This is a genomic window from Mesorhizobium sp. CA5, from assembly GCF_020165105.1.
Lineage (GTDB): Bacteria > Pseudomonadota > Alphaproteobacteria > Rhizobiales > Rhizobiaceae > Mesorhizobium.
This window is the reverse complement of sequence record NZ_JAIUHJ010000011.1, coordinates 20,456-37,711: the sequence shown is the minus strand read 5'-3', so window position 1 is coordinate 37,711 and position 17,256 is coordinate 20,456. Positions and strand designations below refer to the sequence as shown.

Sequence of the window (17,256 nt, the reverse complement as noted above, 5' to 3'; positions counted from 1 at the left end):
GGATGTCACTCGGCCGCCGCCTTGGCCTTGCCGTTACGTTCGGACGAATTGCCTTCAAGCGTATCGATCAGCCGCTTGTGGATGGTGGCGGTGCGCGTCGGGCTGTCGATCTTCTGTCCGGTCAGGTCGGTGACGTAGAACGTGTCGATGACCTTCTCGCCGAACGTCGTGATATGCGCCGAGGCGATGTCGAGCGAAAGGTCGGAGAGCGTCCCGGTGATCTCGGACAGCAGGCCCGGCCGGTCCAGCCCCTCGACCTCGATCACCGAAAAACGGTTCGACAGCGTGTTGCGGATTTCGGCGCGCGGCGGAATCCGGAACGCCTTGGCGCCGCGCTTCGGCTTGGTGCGCTTCTCGATCATCTCGGGCAGCCAGCTCTTGCCCGAAAGCACGTCCTCGATCAGCCGGCCGACGCGCTCGGCGCGGCGGCGCTCGTCCTCGTCGCGGTCGAACTCCCTGGAGATCAGTATGGAATCCAGCGCGCGGCCGTCCGAGGTGGTGAAGATCTGCGCGTCGACGATGTTGCCGCCGGCCGCGGCGCAAGCTCCGGCAATGATCGAAAGCAGGCGCGGATGGTCCGGCGCCAGCACGGTGATCTCCGTCACCGCCTCGAACTCATGCGTCTTGACCATGGTGGCAAGCTTCTTGCCGGCCGCATCCGCCTCGCGGATGAATTCGGCATGGCGAAGCTGGTCGGCAAGGTCAACCGCCAGAAGGTAATTCTCGTAGTGCTGCGCGACATAGCGCTTGCGCTCCTTCGCCGGCCAGGCAGACAGTGCCTCGGCCAGCCGCTCGCGCGCCGCGGCCGTGCGCTCGGCGCGCGAGACTTCCGAAAAGCCGCCCGTCAGGAGCAGTTCGGTCTCATAATAGAGCGTGCGCAGCAACTGCCCCTTCCAGCCGTTCCACACGCCCGGCCCGACGCCCCTGATATCGCAGACGGTGAGGATCAAAAGCAGCTTCAGCCGCTCGGCCGATTGCACGATCGAAGCAAAATCCTCGATCGTCTTGCGGTCGTTGAGGTCGCGCGTCTGCGCTGTCATCGACATCACAAGATGGTTCTCGACAAGCCAGGCGACGGTCTCGGTGTCGGCGGCCGACAGCCCCATATGCGGGCAGATGCGCCGCGCGATCCTGGCGCCGGCTTCCGAATGGTCTTCGGGCCGGCCCTTGGCGATGTCGTGCAGCAGCACCGCGACATAGAGCGCCTCACGGCTCTTTCTCAGGCCAGGCATCAGCGTGTGCGACAGCGGATGCACCTTCGCGCCGTCGCCGCGCTCGATCTCGGCCAGCACGCCGATGCAGCGGATCAGATGCTCGTCCACCGTATAGTGGTGGTACATCGAGAACTGCATCATGGCGACGATCTTGCCGAAGTCCGGGATCAGTCTGCCGAGCAGCCCCGCCTCGTTCATGCGCCTGAGATTGAGCTCGGCATTGCGGTCCGATGTCAGGATGTCGAGGAACAGCCGGTTGGCCTCCTCGTCGCGCCGGAGCGACTTGTTGACGAGCCCGAGCGAGCGGGTGAGCAGCTTCAGCGCATCGGGGTGGAATTCCAATCCGTGCTTGTCGGCGAACCAGAACAGCCTCAGCAGGTTGACCGGGTCGCGCTCGAACACGCTGTCGTCGGCGATGTTGATGCGGTGGTTGTCGACGATGAAGTCGGAGGTGCCGGCAAGCTTGCGCTTGCGCCGCTGGAAGGTGAGGAAGATGCGGTTGAAGCCCGGCACATGCTTGGCCTGCTCTTCCTCGAGCGCCGCACAGAAGATGCGGGTGAGGTCGCCGACGTCCTTGGCGACGAGGAAATAGTGCTTCATGAAGCGCTCGACCGCCGACAGGCCGGGATGCGTCGTATAGCCCAGCCGCTCGGCGATCTCGCGCTGGATGTCGAAATGCAGCCGCTCTTCCGCCTTGCCGGTGAGGAAATGCATGTGGCAGCGCACCGCCCAGAGAAAATCCTCGGCCTTCTGGAATTCGCGATATTCGGCCTCGGTGAAGACGCCCTTCTCGACCAGTTCCTCGCCGGTGCGCACGCGATAGAAGTATTTGCCGATCCAGAACAGCGTCTGCAGGTCGCGCAAACCGCCCTTGCCGTCCTTGACGTTGGGCTCGACCAGATAGCGGCTTTCGCCGGCCTTGGCGTGGCGCTCGTCGCGCTCGGCAAGCTTGGCCTGCACATATTCCGGCCCGGTCGTGCGCACCACTTCATGGTCGAAGCGGGTGAGCAGTTCTTCATAGAGCTTCTGTTCGCCCCACAGGAACCGCGCCTCGAGGATCGACGTGCGGATGGTGATGTCGCCGCGCGACAGCCTGAGGCACTCGTCGATGTTGCGGGTGGCGTGGCCGACCTTCAGCCCCATGTCCCACAGCATGTAGAGCATGTATTCGACGATCTGCTCGCCCCATGGGGTCTGCTTATAGGGCAGCAGGAAAAGCAGGTCGATGTCGGAACCCGGCGCCAGCGTGCCGCGGCCGTAGCCGCCGACGGCAACGACCGCCATGCGCTCGGCCGCGGACCGGTTCTTGACCCGGTAGACATGGGTGGCGGCGAAATCATAGAGCGCCCGGATCAGTTCATCCATCAGATGCGACAGCCGCTCGGCGCAGGCATTGCCGCCGCCGTCCTGCTTGAGCATGGTCTCGGCGATCTTTCGCCCTTCGGCCATCCTGGCCTTGAGCAGTTGGAGGACGGCCGTGCGGACAGCCGGTCCTGAACCGTCGCCGGCGCTCGCCGCCGTCAACGCGGTCAAGTCGCGGCGCAGCGCATCGCCATCGATGATTTCGTCGAGTTTCAGGGAGATCTTTGCCATTCGGCGGCGTCTATAGCCTGTTTTCGCGGCGCTGTGTATGGGCAGGCGGCCGCGATTGCCATCGCGCAGAAGCGTAATCCGCAATCGCCCGGCCGATTTTCGCAAAAGTCGAAACCGGCTCTTGACCTTCCAGTTACTGGAAGGACTACCTCCGCCTCAATTCGAGAATTCCGAGGTATTGCTGATGACCCATTCCGACCACCCCCACCATCATGCGCATGGCGGCGGCTGCTGCTCTGCGAAGAATGTCGCGCCCGACACCGAAGCGGTGCTTCGCGACCCTGTCTGCGGCATGACGGTCGATCCGGCGGCCGGCAAGCCGACGGCCGAGCATGGCGGCCGCACCTTTCATTTCTGCAGCGAGCGCTGCCGCACTAAATTCCAGGCGGAGCCCGAGGGCTATTTGACGGCCACGGACCCCGTCTGCGGCATGAGCGTCGACCGCGCGAGCGCGAAGCACTTCGTTCGCCATGAAGGGCAGGGCTTCTATTTCTGCTCCCCCGGTTGCAAGGCCAAATTCGAGGCGGAGCCGGCAAAATACCTCGCCGGCCGGCCGGAGCCGCAGCCGATGCCCAAGGGCACGCAATACACCTGCCCAATGCATCCCGAGATCATCCGCGACAAGCCCGGCTCCTGTCCGATCTGCGGCATGGCGCTGGAGCCGATGGGCGTGCCGACAGGCGAGGAAGGCCCGAATCCCGAGCTCGTCGATTTCACCCGCCGGTTCTGGGTCAGCGCGGTGCTCTCCGTGCCGCTCCTGGTCATTGCCATGGCGCCGATGCTGGGCTTCAGCTTCGAAACCCTCATCGACGGCCGCACCAAGACCTGGATAGAGCTGGCGCTGGCGAGCCCGGTGGTTCTGTGGGCGGCGTTTCCGTTCTTCCATCGCGGCTGGGAATCGATCCTCAACCGTAGCCCGAATATGTGGACGCTGATCTCGCTGGGCGTCGGGGCCGCCTACCTCTACAGCGTGATCGCCGCCCTGTTCCCGGGCGTCTTTCCGCATCAGTTCCGCGGTCATGACGGCGCCGTCCCGGTCTATTTCGAGGCCGCCGCCGTTATCGTCGCGCTGGTCTTTCTCGGCCAGGTGCTGGAACTCAAGGCCCGCGAGCGCACCGGCTCGGCCATCCGCGCCCTGCTCGACCTTGCCCCGAAGACAGCGCGGCTGATCGGCGCCGACGGCTCCGAGAAGGACGTACCGCTCGACAGCGTCAAGTCGGGCGACCGCTTGCGCATCCGTCCCGGCGATGCCGTGCCGGTCGACGGCATCGTGCTCGAGGGTCGGTCGGCGATCGATGAATCGATGATCACCGGCGAACCGCTGCCGGTCGAGAAGACGCAAGGCGACATGCTCACCGGCGGCACGCTGAACAAGAACGGCTCGCTGGTCATGCGCGCCGAGAAGGTCGGCGCCGAGACCACGCTGTCGCGCATTGTCGAGCTGGTCGCCAAGGCGCAGCGCTCGCGGGCGCCGATCCAGGGTCTCGCCGACCGCGTGTCCTTCTATTTCGTCCCGGCCGTCGTGCTGGTGGCGGTCCTGGCGTTCATCGCCTGGGCGCTCGTCGGCCCCGAACCGAGCCTGATCTTCGCCATCGTCTCGGCGGTGTCGGTGCTGATCATCGCCTGTCCCTGCGCGCTTGGCCTTGCGACGCCGATGTCGATCATGACCGCGACCGGGCGCGGCGCGCATGCCGGCGTGCTGATCAAGGAAGCGGCGGCATTGGAACGTTTCGCCTCGGTCGACACGCTGATCGTCGATAAGACCGGTACGCTGACCGAGGGCAAGCCGCGGCTTACCGATGTCGTTCCGGCCGCGGGCATCGGCGAGAACGAGCTGCTCGGCCTCGCGGCCGCGCTGGAAAAGGGCTCCGAGCATCCGCTGGCCGAGGCGATCGTCGAGGGCGCCGCCGCGCGCGGCCTGAAGCTGGCCGACGCGGTCGATTTCGAAGCCATCACCGGCAAGGGCGTTTCGGGCAAGATTTCGGGCAGGAAGGTCGCGCTCGGCAATGCGGCCATGATGACTGATCTCGGCGTCGAAACGCCGGCGGCCGATGCCGAGGCGCTGCAGGCCGACGGCAAGACGGCCATGTTCGTGGCCGTCGGCGGCAGGTTCGCCGGCATCGTCGCTGTCGCCGATCCGGTAAAGACTACGACGGCCGAGGCGATCAAGGCGCTGCACGACAAGGGGCTGCGCATCATCATGGCGACAGGCGACAACGAGCGCACGGCACGAGCGATCGCCGGCAGGCTGGGCATCGACGAGGTCCGCGCCGGGTTGCTGCCGGATGAGAAGGGCGCGCTGGTCGAGGAACTGCGTGCCAAGGGCGCCGGCGTCGCCATGGCCGGCGACGGTGTCAACGACGCGCCGGCGCTGGCCGGCGCCGATGTCGGCATCGCCATGGGCACCGGCGCCGATGTCGCGGTCGAAAGCGCCGGCATCACGCTGGTCAAGGGCGACCTCAACGGCATCGTCAGGGCACGCACGCTCGCCCAGGCGACGATCCGCAACATCCGCCAGAACCTGTTCTTCGCCTTCCTCTACAACGTGCTCGGAGTGCCGGTCGCGGCCGGCGTGCTTTATCCGCTCACCGGCACGCTTCTGTCGCCGATGCTGGCGGCGGCGGCGATGAGCCTGTCATCGGTCTCCGTGATCGGCAACGCGCTGCGGCTGAGAACGTTGAAACTCTGAGCAAATCCCCCAGATACGAAATCCAACAGAAGGAGACTTGAATGACCCTGGCCAAGAAAATCGTGCTGCTTTTGATGGCGGCCGGAATGCTGCTCGCCCTGTTCCTCGAAAGCGTGCCGGCCTCGTCGGAGGAGATGAAGCACGACATGTCCAAGATGGCGATGGGCGCCCAGAGCCCGGCCACCGTCGGCTACGAGAAGGCGATGAAGAAGATGCATAAGGACATGACGATCAAATACACCGGCAATGCCGATGTCGATTTCGTCCGCGGCATGATCCCGCATCATCAGGGCGCCATCGACATGGCCAATGTGGTGATCGCCAACGGCAAGGACCCGGAGATACGCAAGCTCGCTGAAGGCGTCGTCACGGCACAGGAAGCCGAGATCAAGCAGATGCAGGACTGGCTCGCTAAGCATTCGGCGAAATAGTCACTGCGGGAAATCCGGGCGGCCAGCCGGCGTCGGTCTGGATTTCCAGCTGTGGCTGTGCTGCGATCCAGCCTTACGCGGAGAAGGCCATGCCCTCGTTGATCAGAACCTTGAAGCTGCCGTCGGGCGAAACCGTCCCGGTGCTGGGCCAAGGCACCTGGAAGATGGGTGAGGATCGACGGCGCCACGCCGATGAGGTCGCGGCGCTGAAGCTTGGCCTGGACCTCGGCATGACGCTGATCGACACGGCCGAAATGTATGCCGATGGCGGCGCCGAGGAGGTGGTGGCGCAAGCCATCGCCGGGCGCCGCGACGAGACCTTCCTGGTCTCCAAGGTGCTGCCCTCCAACGCCTCGCGCGCCGGCGTGAAACGGGCCTGCGAGAGCAGCCTGCAGCGCCTCGCCACCGACCGCATCGATCTCTATCTGCTGCATTGGCCGGGCAGCGTGCCGCTTTCCGAAACCGTGCAGGCGTTCGAGGCGCTAAAAACGGAAGGCAAGATCCGCCACTGGGGCGTCAGCAATTTCGACACCGACGAGATGGAGAATCTTGTCAGTCTGCCGTCCGGCGGCAATGTCCAGACTAACCAGGTGCTTTACAACCTGTCGCGGCGCGGGCTCGAATTCGACCTTGCGCCGTGGAGCCGGCAGCGCCGCATACCGCTGATGGCCTATTCGCCGGTGGAGCAGGGCGCGCTGGCCCGCAATGCGCGGCTCGAGGCGGTCGCCGCCCGCCACAACGCCACGGCGGCGCAGATCGCGCTTGCCTGGATAATGATGCAGGACGGCGTCATCGCAATCCCGAAGGCCGGCCGCCAGGAGCATGTCCGCCAGAACGCCGCCGCGCTCGACATCGCTCTGACGGCGGAAGACCTTGCCGAGCTCGATCGCGCCTTCCCGCCGCCGACGCGCAAGCGCGGCCTGGAGATGATTTAGTGGCACTGCCACAGGGATGTTGATCGGCCGGCTCTGTTGTATGGCGGGCAGCATGCGCTGAAGATTGGCCGAAACGTCCATCGCGATCGTCATTCCAGGGCGGAGCAAGCCGCGAAGCGGCGTCGCGGAGACCCTGGAATCCATTCCGTGACCTGGGCCGTGGGATGCGGCGAAGCAGAATTCTGCATCCTTGCTACGCCTCGAGGTCACGGAATAGATTCTATGGTCTGCGCCGCGTCGCTTCGCTCCTTGCTCCGCCATAGAATGACGAGGTTGCGGCGGCTTCAACCAATCCCGGCGTTTGCGCTGATTTCACAGAAATGAACGGAAAATCTTGCACCAAGACAAACCGCAACCTTTCAAATCCCCTGTCGAGGGAACTAACCCAAAACCTCGCCGGAATGCCCGGTTGAAAGAGAGCAAGTGTTGGAACGAATTTCAGCCGGACCTCATTACACGGCCTATAAAATCGGCGACTTGACGGTCACCTCGCTGCGCGACGGTTACGTCGACATGCCCGTCCGGAGACTGCGCCAGCCGGGAGACAAGCCTTTCGGCGACGATCTGCCGCCGCAGGTGCCGCTCTTCGATGGCGCGCTCCGATTGTCGGTCAATGCCTTTGCCATCGACGACGGCGAAGACATCACGCTGATCGATACCGGATCCTCGAACGCCTGGCACCCGACGATGGGCTTTCTGCCGCAGGCGCTGAGCGAAGCGAAGATCGCCGTCGATCGAATACGCACGGTCGCCTTTACCCACACCCATCTCGACCATATCCAAGGGATCATCCTTCCGGATGGCGGGGACGGTTTCCCGCAGCTCTCCCGCTTGCTTGTCCCTCGAGCCGAGCTCGACATGTTTCGGTCGGTAGCGAGGTTGAGCCGCTTCCATGATCGAGCGCAGCCCTTGGACCCGGGCCAGCACCTGAATGCGAATATCGAGGCAATCGCCGCCTCGGGGCATGAAATCGGCCATACCTGCTTTCGCGTCACGAGCGGCGGCGAAACATTGTTGGTCTGGGGCGACCTCGTGCATGCTCCGTCGCTTCAGTTCGATCGGCCGGAGGTCGCGTGGGAGTTCGACGCGGATCAGGAACAGGCGCGGACAACCCGGCTGCAGATATTGGCCCTTGCCACCGACAACGGCTGGTGCGTTGCAGGAGCGCATCTCGATTCACCGGGCGTGGGCCGGATTTCCCGAACCGAGACGGGCTACCGCTTCGAACCTCTGTAGGACTGGGGCTAGGTCTTGGCCGACAGCCCGAGCCGCGTGCGCAGCCGGCGCAGCGTACGGGAGAATACCCCGGCATCGTCAGCGGCACGGGCAAGGGTGAGCGCGCCCTGGATAGCGGCGACGGTTTCCTCCGCCAGTTCGACGGCTTCGGTTTTCCCATGCCCAAGTCGCGCCAGCGCATCGGCGAGGTGCGCGACCCAACGGCCGAAATAGTCCCTTATCTGGCTGGCGAAGAGGTCGCGGGATGCCTCCAGTGCGAAGGCGCCGATGAGACAGACCCGGCGCCCGGAGCGGAAGTAGCTGTCCGTCGCCGCGAGCATCTGCTCGATCCCGGCCGACGGATCGCCGCCGTCGCGCAGCGGCGCAAAGACATTATCCTCGAACCAGCCGTCGATATGGGCAATGACGGCCCTCGCCATCTCTTCCTTGCCGCCGGGAAAGAAGTGATAGAGGCTTCCCTTGCCGAGCCCCGCCGCCTCGCCGATCAAGGCCAGGCTGGCGCCCTCATAGCCGTGCTCGCGGAAAACCTCGGCCACGATCGCCAGCAACTGGTCGTGGTCCGGAGCGATGCGCCGCATGTTTAGTGTTCTTGTTCGAGCATTATCTTTTCCAAAACCGCTACACACTTTTTGGGGTCATGCTCTAAAGCCCGAGTTCCGAAAGGCCGGGATGGTCGTCCGGCCGGCGGCCGAGCGGCCAGTGGTATTTCCGCTCGCGCTCCGTGATCGGCAGGTCGTTGATGCTCGCCACGCGCCGGCGCATCAGCCCGGCCTCGTCGAATTCCCAGTTCTCGTTGCCGTAGGAGCGGAACCAGTGGCCGCTGTCGTCGCGCCATTCATAGGCGAAGCGCACCGCGATGCGGTTTTCATTCCAGGTCCAGACCTCCTTGATCAGGCGATAATCCAACTCGCGCGCCCATTTGCGCTTGAGGAAATCGACGATCTCGCCGCGACCCGAGATGAACTCGGCCCGGTTGCGCCATCTGCTGTCCTCGGTATAGGCGAGCGAGACCCGTTCCGGGTCGCGGCTGTTCCAGGCATCCTCGGCGAGGCGCGCCTTTTGCGCCGCTGTCTCGGCCGTGAAGGGCGGCAATGGCGGACGGCTCATGAAATCTCCTGTCGGTTCCAATCGTCGATAACCGACATTGTACCGACCGGTACAATCAGTCAAGGCCACGCCTGGTTCTACTGCTTCGTTGCCAGCCCCTTCAGCCGGTAGAGCGCCTCCAGCGCCTCGCGCGGCGTCATCTCGTCCGGATTGATCGCGCCGAGCGCTTCGCCCAGCGCATCGCTTTTGGCGGGTTTCGGCGCTTCGCGTTTCACCGCCACCGAAAACAGCGGCAGATCGTCGACCAGCCGATTGGTCTTGCCCGAGACTTCGCCCTCTTCGAGCTGGTGCAGCACTTCCTTGGCGCGGGCGACGACGGCTTCCGGCAGGCCGGCGAGCCGCGCCACCTGTACGCCGTAGGAGCGGTCGGCCGCGCCCTTGCCGACCTCGTGCAGAAAGACGACGTCGCCTTCCCATTCCTTCACCCGCATGGTGACGTTGTGAAGTCGGGGGAGCTTGCCCGCCAGCGCCGTCATCTCATGGAAATGCGTGGCAAAAATCGCCCGGCAGCGGTTCTTCTCATGCAGATATTCGACCGCCGCCCAGGCGATCGACAGGCCGTCGAAAGTTGCCGTGCCGCGGCCGATCTCGTCGAGGATGACCAGCGCCCGCTCGCCGGCCTGGTTGAGGATCGCCGCCGTCTCGACCATCTCGACCATGAAGGTCGAGCGGCCGCGCGCCAGGTCGTCCGAGGCGCCGACGCGCGAGAACAGCCGGTCGACCACGCCGATATGGGCGCTTTGCGCCGGCACGAAGGAACCGGTCTGGGCAAGGATGGCTATCAGCGCGTTCTGCCTGAGGAACGTCGATTTGCCGCCCATATTCGGGCCTGTGAGCAGCCAGATCGCGCCGGCCTTGGCGCCGCCCTGAGGCGACAGGTCGCAATCATTGGCGACGAACGGGCCATCGCCGGAACGCCTGAGCGCCTGTTCGACCACAGGGTGGCGCCCGCCGGCAATTTCGAAGGCGAGGCTCGAATCCACCAGCGGCCGGCACCAGCCCTCGCTTTCGGAAAGCAATGCCAGCGCCGACGAAACATCCAGAGCCGCAAGCGCGTCGGCGCCGGCGCGGATCCGTTCGGCCTCGCCCACCACTTCCGCGGTCAGCCGGTCGAAAGCGGCGAGCTCGATGCTCAGCGCCCGGTCGGCGGCGTTGGCGATCTTCGATTCCAGCTCCGCCAGCTCGGTCGTGGTGAAGCGCATGGCGTTGGCCATGGTCTGGCGATGAATGAAGCGCGCCTTGGCGGCATCGTTGCCGGTCATGATCGAATGGTGATTGGCCGTCACCTCGATGTAATAGCCGAGCACATTGTTGTGCCGGATCTTCAGCGAGCGGATGCCGGTCTCTTCGATCAGCGAGCGCTCCAGCCCGGCGATCACCTTTCGCGATTCGTCGCGCAGCGCCCGCATCTCGTCGAGCTCGGCATTGTAGCTCGACCGCACGAAGCCGCCGTCGCGCTTGATCAGCGGCAGCTCGTCGTCGAGCGCTTCGCTGAGGTGGCGGGCAAGCGCCTCGGGCAAGGCCTTGATCGCGGCCAATGCCGCAGCGAGCTCGGCGGGCAGATCGGCCGCCGCGAACAATTCGGCGATCGCGCCGGCCGCCTCGAAGCCGGCGCGCAGCGCGCCCAGGTCGCGCGGTCCGCCGCGGTTGAGCGCCAGCCTGGACAGCGCGCGCGGCATGTCGGCGACGCTTTTGAGGCTCGCCCGCAGGCCCTGGCAGAGCCGCATCTCGGAACGGAAGAACGACACCGAATCCAGCCTGGCCGCGATTGCTGTTGGATCGGTCAATGGCGCCATCAGCCGGTCGGCGAGCAGTCGCGCGCCGCCCCCCGTCACAGTGCGGTCGATCGCCTTGAACAGCGAGCCGTCGCGGCTGCCGGACAGCGTACGCAGCAGTTCCAGATTGGCGCGCGTCGCCGGATCGATGAACAGCGTCGAGCCCTGCTCCTCGCGCTCGGGCCGCGACAGCGGCGGCCGCTCCGCTTTCTGCGTTTTTTCGACATAGGCGATGGCGCCCGAGATCGCCGACAGCTCGGCGCGTGAGAAGGTGCCGAAACTGTCCGGCGTCGCAACCTCGAAGAAGCGCGCGATGCGTCCGGTGGCCGAGGCCGAATCGAACAGCGACGGCGGCTGCGGATTGGCGACGCGGCCCAGCACGTCGAACACGGGCCTGAGCTCCGGATCATGGAAAACCGGCTCGGCGACGATCAGCTCGCGCGGGTCGACGCGGAAGATGTCAGCAAGCAGCCGCTCGACGTTCGTCTCGGCAACGCGGAAGGCGCCTGTCGAAATGTCGATCCAGGCCAGCGCGAAGCCGGCTTGGCTGGTCGCGCCTCCCTTCACGCGGCCAAGCGCCATCAGGAAGCTCGATTCCGAGGGCGCGAGCAGCTTGTCCTCGGTGATGGTGCCTGGCGTGACCAGCCGCACCACGTCGCGGCGCACCACCGATTTGGAGCCGCGTTTCTTGGCTTCGGCCGGGTCCTCGATCTGCTCGCACACGGCAACGCGAAAGCCTTGCGCGATCAGCTTCTGCAGATAGTCGTCCGCCGCATGCACCGGCACGCCACACATCGGGATGTCATTGCCCTGGTGCTTGCCCCGCTTGGTCAAGACGATGCCGAGCGCCTGGCTCGCCTTCTCCGCGTCGTCGAAGAACAGCTCGTAGAAATCGCCCATGCGGTAGAACAGCAGCGAATCCGGGTTCGCCGCCTTGATCTCGATGAATTGCTCCATCATCGGCGTGACGCCGGCCGTGACAAACGGTGCCGGTGCCGCCGTGGCGTTGTGTTCTTCCGGGGTTCGCATATCCATCCCGGCACGCTAGCAGATGTGAGCGGGCGGTTTAATGCCGGCGGTTGCAAAAACGGGGGACGAGTGGGCCGTTGCCACCATCGGCAGGACGGACGCGTAGGGCGTGTTGCCTCATGCCGGCGGCCGACATATGGATCGTTCGGGATCAGGAGAAGATAGCGGGCAATGAAGAAGGACGGACACGAGACGTTCGAGGAGATGGTCGGCCCGGTCGGCTCGCCGCTCAGGCGTGTGCGGCTTCTTGCCACCAACCGCGCCAACCGCACCAGAACCAAAGTCAAGGCGTGGGTGCGGACACGGTTTCCCTTCATCCTGCCGACGCGCGGGCCGCTCTCCGGCCTCGACGGCGGCATCGACATACCCGTCCATATCTTCAGTCGCGATCCGTTGATCCTCTACATACCTGTCGGCGGCCGGCGCCCGCTTTACGCTCTCGCTGCCCTCTGCCGGCGCATGGTGCCAGCACGCGCGACCTTCCTTCTGATGCCGAACTGGACGCTGGAGAGGCCTGCCGTCGTCGAGCAGATACGCAAGGATCTCGCGTGGTTCGCCGCGGTCTGCCCCAACCATGACCTGATCTTCCTCTGCAACACAGAGGAAGAGCGCCGTCTGATTGCAGGCGTTGGCGGCACAGCGATCTTCTCCAATCACAATCGGATGATTTCGGAAGACGTCTTCCGGCCGCTGCCGGACGTGCCGGTCGAGTACGATGCCGTCTACAATGGCCGCATCTCGCACACCAAGCGGCACCACCTCGCCTTCGAGATCGAAAGACTGGTCCATGTGACATCCTCGATCGGCGAATTGCCGCCGGCCGGCGACCGCGCCTTCATCCGCCGGCTGCAGGCGCAATCGCCGCTTCACAGCATCGCCAATCCCCTCGTTGACGGCCTGCCCGGGCGGATGCCGCCTTACGAGGTCAACCGCGTCTACAACCGGGCCGCGGTCGGGCTCTGCCTGTCGGCGGTGGAAGGGGCGATGTATTCCAGCATGGAGTATCTGCTGGCCGGCCTGCCGATCGTCTCGACGCCGAGCATCGGCGGCCGCGACGTCTATTTCGATCCGGACTACTGCGTTATCGCCGAGCCGGAGCCGGCCGCAATCCGCCGCGCGGTCGAGCGACTTCGCGACCGCGCCATCCCGCGCGAGGAGATTCGTGGCCGCACGCTGGAAAGGGTGAGGGCGCAACGGCTGGAACTGATGGCCTATCTCTCGGCGCTTAAGCAGCGCATGGGAAGCAACGATCCGCCTTTCTCCGAATGGCCGTTCGCCGGCACCTCGGGGCTGACGCGGTGGGCCCCGGTACGCGAGCACCTGCGCGAGATTGCCGCGATCTCATCGGGCAAGATTTGACCGCTTATCTGCGCCGACGGAGGAACAAAATCGCTGGATCGCTTGGCGGTTTACAGCGGCGGCGTGTAGCCTTAAGCGGGTAATTCAAAACAATGCGCCGCAAGAGCGCGAAATGGTGGGAGAAGCGTCAGCAACATGGCCAGGAAAACGGAAAGCAGCGGCCCCTCCGTCAGTCCCGAGGAGGCGCTGGAGTTCCACGCCATGGGACGACCCGGCAAGCTGGAGATCGTCGCCACCAAGCCTATGGCGACGCAACGCGATCTGAGCCTCGCCTATTCGCCGGGCGTCGCCGTTCCCGTGCGCGCCATCGCCGAGGATCCGAGCCGCGCCTTCGACTATACGACGCGCGGCAACATGGTCGCCGTCATCTCCAACGGCACCGCCATCCTCGGCCTCGGCAATCTCGGCGCGCTGGCCTCGAAGCCGGTGATGGAAGGCAAGGCGGTGCTGTTCAAGCGCTTCGCCGATGTCGATTCGATCGACCTCGAAGTGGCGACCGAGGACGCCGACGAGTTCATCAATTGCGTGCGCTTCCTCGGGCCGTCCTTCGGCGGCATCAATCTCGAGGATATCAAGGCGCCCGAGTGCTTCATCATCGAGCAGCGGCTGCGCGAGCTGATGGACATTCCCGTCTTCCATGACGATCAGCATGGCACGGCCATCATCTCGGCCGCCGGGCTGATCAACGCGCTGGAGATCACCGGCCGCGACATGAAGACCACGAAGATGGTCTGCAACGGCGCCGGCGCCGCCGGCATCGCCTGCATCGAATTGATGAAGGCGATGGGTTTTTCGCCCGAAAATATCATCCTATGCGACACCAAGGGCGTGGTCTTCCAGGGCCGCACCGAAGGCATGAACCAGTGGAAGTCGGCGCATGCGGTCAAGACCGAGGCGCGCAGCCTGGCCGAAGCGCTGGACGGCGCAGACGTTTTCCTCGGCCTGTCTGCCAAGGGCGCGCTCACCACTGCCATGGTGCAGTCGATGGCCAAGAACCCGATCATCTTCGCCATGGCCAATCCCGATCCGGAGATCACGCCGGAGGAAGTGGCCGAGATCCGCACCGACGCCATCATGGCCACCGGCCGCTCCGACTACCCAAACCAGGTCAACAATGTTCTGGGCTTCCCCTATATCTTCCGCGGCGCGCTGGATGTGCGCGCCACCACCATCAACGACGAGATGAAGATCGCGGCCGCCAGGGGGCTTGCCGAGCTGGCGCGCCAGGACGTGCCGGACGACGTCGCCGCCGCCTATCAGGGCAACCGGCCGAAATTCGGCCCCAACTACATCATTCCGGTGCCATTCGATCCGCGCCTGATCTCGGCGATCCCGCTGGCGGTGGCCAAGGCGGCGATGGAATCCGGCGTCGCCCGCAAGCCGATCCTCGATCTCGACCGCTATGCGCAGGAACTGTCCGCGCGCCGTGACCCGATCGCCTCGACCTTGCAGCGCATCTACGACCGTGTGCGCCGCCAGCCCAAGCGCATCGTCTTTGCCGAGGGCGAGGAGGAGCAGGTGATGCGCGCCGCCGTCTCCTACGTGAACCAGAGGCTCGGCACGGCGATCCTGCTCGGTCGCGACGACGTCATCAAGGACAATGCCCGCAATGCCGGCATCGACCTCAACAAGCCGGGCATCGAGATCATCAACGCCAGGCTGTCGCGCCGCAACGGCATCTACACCGACTATCTCTACGAGCGCATGCAGCGGAAGGGTTTCCTGTTCCGCGACTGCCAGCGGCTGATCAACAACGACCGCAACCATTTCGCCGCCTGCATGGTGGCGCTGGGCGACGCCGACGGCATCGTCACGGGTGTGACTCGCAACTATTCCACCGCGCTCGACGACGTGCGCCGCATCATTGACGCCAAGCCGGGCCACCGCGTCATCGGCGTCTCGATCGTGCTGGCGCGCGGCCGCACCGTGTTGGTCGCCGACACCGCCGTGCACGACATGCCGAACGCCGAGCAGATCGCGGACATCGCCGAGGAGGCGGCCGGTTTTGCCCGCCGCATGGGCTACGAGCCAAGGCTCGCCATGCTCGCCTATTCCACCTTCGGCCATCCGCAGGGCGAGCGTTCCGAGCGCGTGCAGGAAGCGGTGCGCATCCTCGACAAGCGCCGCGTCGATTTCGAGTATGACGGTGAGATGGCCGCCGACGTGGCGCTGAACCCGCGCGCCATGGCGCAGTATCCTTTCATTCGCCTGACGGGACCGGCCAATGTGCTGGTGATGCCGGCATTCCACTCGGCCTCGATCTCGACCAAGATGCTGCAGGAGCTCGGCGGCTCGACCGTCATCGGCCCGCTGCTGGTCGGCCTCAACAAGCCGGTGCAGATTGTGTCGCTGAATGCCAAAGACAGCGACATCGTCAATATGGCGGCAATTGCAGCTTATACGGCGGGCAACTGACGAAGGCGTTTGCTGACGAGGCGTTTGCCCACATCGCCAACGTTTGGAATTGGAAAAGGCCCGCGGCGATGCCGCGAGCCTTCCCTGAGATCGCCAGTCCGATCAGAAATTGCGCTGGAAGCGAACGATGCCGCCGACGCTGTTCTTCTTGTCGGCCTTGGTCCAGTCGACGACATTGGTGTCACCGATCCCATCGTCAAACCTGCCGAAATGGTCCCAATCAACTTCGCCTGTGATCGTGAAGCCCGGAACGATGCTGTAGGCGATGTTCGCAGCCACGGCGTAGTTCTTGTCGTCGTCAGCCGAAGCCTGGAGGTTGAACGAAGTCTTGGCGTCGAACTTGTAGGTGCCGCCACCCCAGACAGCCCAGTTGCCGCCCCACGGCTTGTAGAAGCCGCGGCCATGGGTGTTGATGGCGTTACCCGCGTCGCGGAAGTTATCGTCCGTACCGTAGCCGCCCATGATGAACAGCGTCAGTTCCTTGGTGACATTGACATCCAGGCGAACCTTGCCGGCCACTTCTTCGTAGTTGCTGTCATAGGCAACGACGCCGGTGATCGCACCCCAGTCGCCCTTATACTTCAGACCGCCGACGACATGCGGAACGTAGCTGTCGATCGTGCCTGCGATAACGCCCGTACCCGTGCCGGTAGCAAGACCTGTAACGTCCGATCCTTCTTCAAGGGAGATCACGCCCGAGAAGCCGCTGCCAGCATCGAAGTAGTAGCTGACGACATTGGTGTCCTTTATGCCGTACGGGATGGTCGTGTCCTGGATGACGTTGCCGGCATAGCCGATGAACGAGTCATAAGGCGTCTCGTCCTTGCCGACGCGCAGCCCGCCCAGCTGGATCCAAGCGAAGTTCAGCGTTGGCGTGCTCGTCGGGCCACCATTCTTGAAGTTGAAACGCGTCTCGGTATAGGTCTTCAACGTGCCGAGCTCGGTCTCCTGGCCGGTCCAAGTCTTCAGGTTAAAACGGGCGTTCTTGTTCCAGCTGTTCTGCGAGTCGCCGTCCTGAACGTCGGTGGTCTTGCGGCCGTCGAAAGTGCCGACGTCGCCGAAGCCGGCGTCATAGCGGATGTAGCCGCCGACGCGCAGGCAGGTCTCGGTGCCGGGGATGTAGAAATAGCCGGCGCCATAGACGTCGCAGATCTTCACGTATTCGGCCGGTTCCGGCTCGGCGACGGTGACCGCGTCGGCGGCGCGGGCGCCCGAAACTGCGATCAGAGCCGCAGCGGAGCCGAGTAGAAGGCTCTTGATGTTCATTTTCTTGAATCTCCAGTCAAAGGTTCAAGACAGGCCTGACGTGCCGTTCGGCTTTGCCACCCCCGTCCCCATCGTTGAAAAAGCACGCGCACCGGCGCCGCTTCTTCGCCTTGGACATGGCCTAATCGTTGGCCTCACACAACAGGGGTTGTGTCGGAAAGGCAGCTTTTTGAACTCTTGTAGAAGTCTTGTTGCGCAAATATCACG

General features: G+C 64.6%; 11 protein-coding genes. 6 read left to right on the top strand and 5 right to left on the bottom strand.

Annotated features, from left to right (window positions below; translation table 11 throughout):
• Window positions 1–5: 5 nt before the first annotated feature.
• On the bottom strand, window positions 6–2,807 hold the full coding sequence (locus LB529_RS15995) for a [protein-PII] uridylyltransferase (RefSeq protein ID WP_224711604.1): 2,802 nt from the start codon (window positions 2,805–2,807) through the stop codon (window positions 6–8).
• A 184-nt stretch (window positions 2,808–2,991) separates the two neighbouring features.
• On the opposite strand from LB529_RS15995, the gene LB529_RS15990 reads away from it, so the two are divergent.
• The 4 genes from LB529_RS15990 (at window position 2,992) to LB529_RS15975 (ending at window position 8,098) form a co-directional block, all read left to right on the top strand.
• Window positions 2,992–5,496, top strand: a complete 2,505-nt coding sequence (locus LB529_RS15990; protein ID WP_224711603.1) for a heavy metal translocating P-type ATPase — start codon at window positions 2,992–2,994, stop codon at window positions 5,494–5,496.
• A gap of 41 nt (window positions 5,497–5,537) precedes the next feature.
• The gene (locus tag LB529_RS15985; RefSeq protein ID WP_224711602.1) at window positions 5,538–5,927 is read left to right on the top strand and encodes a DUF305 domain-containing protein; all 390 of its coding nucleotides are present in this window, start codon (window positions 5,538–5,540) and stop codon (window positions 5,925–5,927) included.
• Window positions 5,928–6,016: 89 nt separating this feature from the next.
• Window positions 6,017–6,862, top strand: coding sequence for an aldo/keto reductase (locus LB529_RS15980; RefSeq protein ID WP_224711601.1), 846 nt, complete (start codon window positions 6,017–6,019; stop codon window positions 6,860–6,862).
• A 426-nt stretch (window positions 6,863–7,288) separates the two neighbouring features.
• The gene (locus tag LB529_RS15975; RefSeq protein ID WP_224711600.1) at window positions 7,289–8,098 is read left to right on the top strand and encodes an MBL fold metallo-hydrolase; all 810 of its coding nucleotides are present in this window, start codon (window positions 7,289–7,291) and stop codon (window positions 8,096–8,098) included.
• Window positions 8,099–8,106: 8 nt separating this feature from the next.
• Here LB529_RS15975 and LB529_RS15970 read toward each other — a convergent pair whose 3' ends face one another.
• The 3 genes from LB529_RS15970 to mutS form a co-directional block, all read right to left on the bottom strand.
• A complete protein-coding gene (locus LB529_RS15970) occupies window positions 8,107–8,676 on the bottom strand; it encodes a TetR/AcrR family transcriptional regulator (RefSeq protein ID WP_140846590.1) in 570 nt (189 codons plus the stop codon).
• A gap of 64 nt (window positions 8,677–8,740) precedes the next feature.
• A complete protein-coding gene (locus tag LB529_RS15965; RefSeq protein ID WP_224526995.1) occupies window positions 8,741–9,205 on the bottom strand; it encodes a DUF1348 family protein in 465 nt (154 codons plus the stop codon).
• A 77-nt stretch (window positions 9,206–9,282) separates the two neighbouring features.
• Window positions 9,283–12,015 (bottom strand): DNA mismatch repair protein MutS, encoded by a 2,733-nt coding sequence (gene mutS / locus LB529_RS15960; RefSeq protein WP_224711599.1) that lies wholly within the window; start codon window positions 12,013–12,015, stop codon window positions 9,283–9,285.
• 165 nt (window positions 12,016–12,180) lie between these two features.
• Here mutS and LB529_RS15955 point away from each other — a divergent pair, with 165 nt between their 5' ends.
• Window positions 12,181–13,368 (top strand): glycosyltransferase, encoded by a 1,188-nt coding sequence (locus tag LB529_RS15955; RefSeq protein WP_224711598.1) that lies wholly within the window; start codon window positions 12,181–12,183, stop codon window positions 13,366–13,368.
• 135 nt (window positions 13,369–13,503) lie between these two features.
• Window positions 13,504–15,783, top strand: a complete 2,280-nt coding sequence (locus LB529_RS15950) for an NADP-dependent malic enzyme (RefSeq protein ID WP_095766100.1) — start codon at window positions 13,504–13,506, stop codon at window positions 15,781–15,783.
• Between the two features lie 102 nt (window positions 15,784–15,885).
• Here LB529_RS15950 and LB529_RS15945 read toward each other — a convergent pair whose 3' ends face one another.
• On the bottom strand, window positions 15,886–17,049 hold the full coding sequence (locus tag LB529_RS15945) for a porin (protein WP_140846668.1): 1,164 nt from the start codon (window positions 17,047–17,049) through the stop codon (window positions 15,886–15,888).
• Window positions 17,050–17,256: the final 207 nt, after the last annotated feature.

Coding starts and splice junctions, on each gene's coding strand:
- LB529_RS15995 (WP_224711604.1), bottom strand. CDS start 2,807: ATGGCAAAGATCTCCCTGAAACTCGACGAAATCATCGATGGCGATGCG.
- LB529_RS15990 (WP_224711603.1), top strand. CDS start 2,992: ATGACCCATTCCGACCACCCCCACCATCATGCGCATGGCGGCGGCTGC.
- LB529_RS15985 (WP_224711602.1), top strand. CDS start 5,538: ATGACCCTGGCCAAGAAAATCGTGCTGCTTTTGATGGCGGCCGGAATG.
- LB529_RS15980 (WP_224711601.1), top strand. CDS start 6,017: ATGCCCTCGTTGATCAGAACCTTGAAGCTGCCGTCGGGCGAAACCGTC.
- LB529_RS15970 (WP_140846590.1), bottom strand. CDS start 8,676: ATGCGGCGCATCGCTCCGGACCACGACCAGTTGCTGGCGATCGTGGCC.
- LB529_RS15965 (WP_224526995.1), bottom strand. CDS start 9,205: ATGAGCCGTCCGCCATTGCCGCCCTTCACGGCCGAGACAGCGGCGCAA.
- mutS (WP_224711599.1), bottom strand. CDS start 12,015: ATGGATATGCGAACCCCGGAAGAACACAACGCCACGGCGGCACCGGCA.
- LB529_RS15955 (WP_224711598.1), top strand. CDS start 12,181: ATGAAGAAGGACGGACACGAGACGTTCGAGGAGATGGTCGGCCCGGTC.
- LB529_RS15950 (WP_095766100.1), top strand. CDS start 13,504: ATGGCCAGGAAAACGGAAAGCAGCGGCCCCTCCGTCAGTCCCGAGGAG.
- LB529_RS15945 (WP_140846668.1), bottom strand. CDS start 17,049: ATGAACATCAAGAGCCTTCTACTCGGCTCCGCTGCGGCTCTGATCGCA.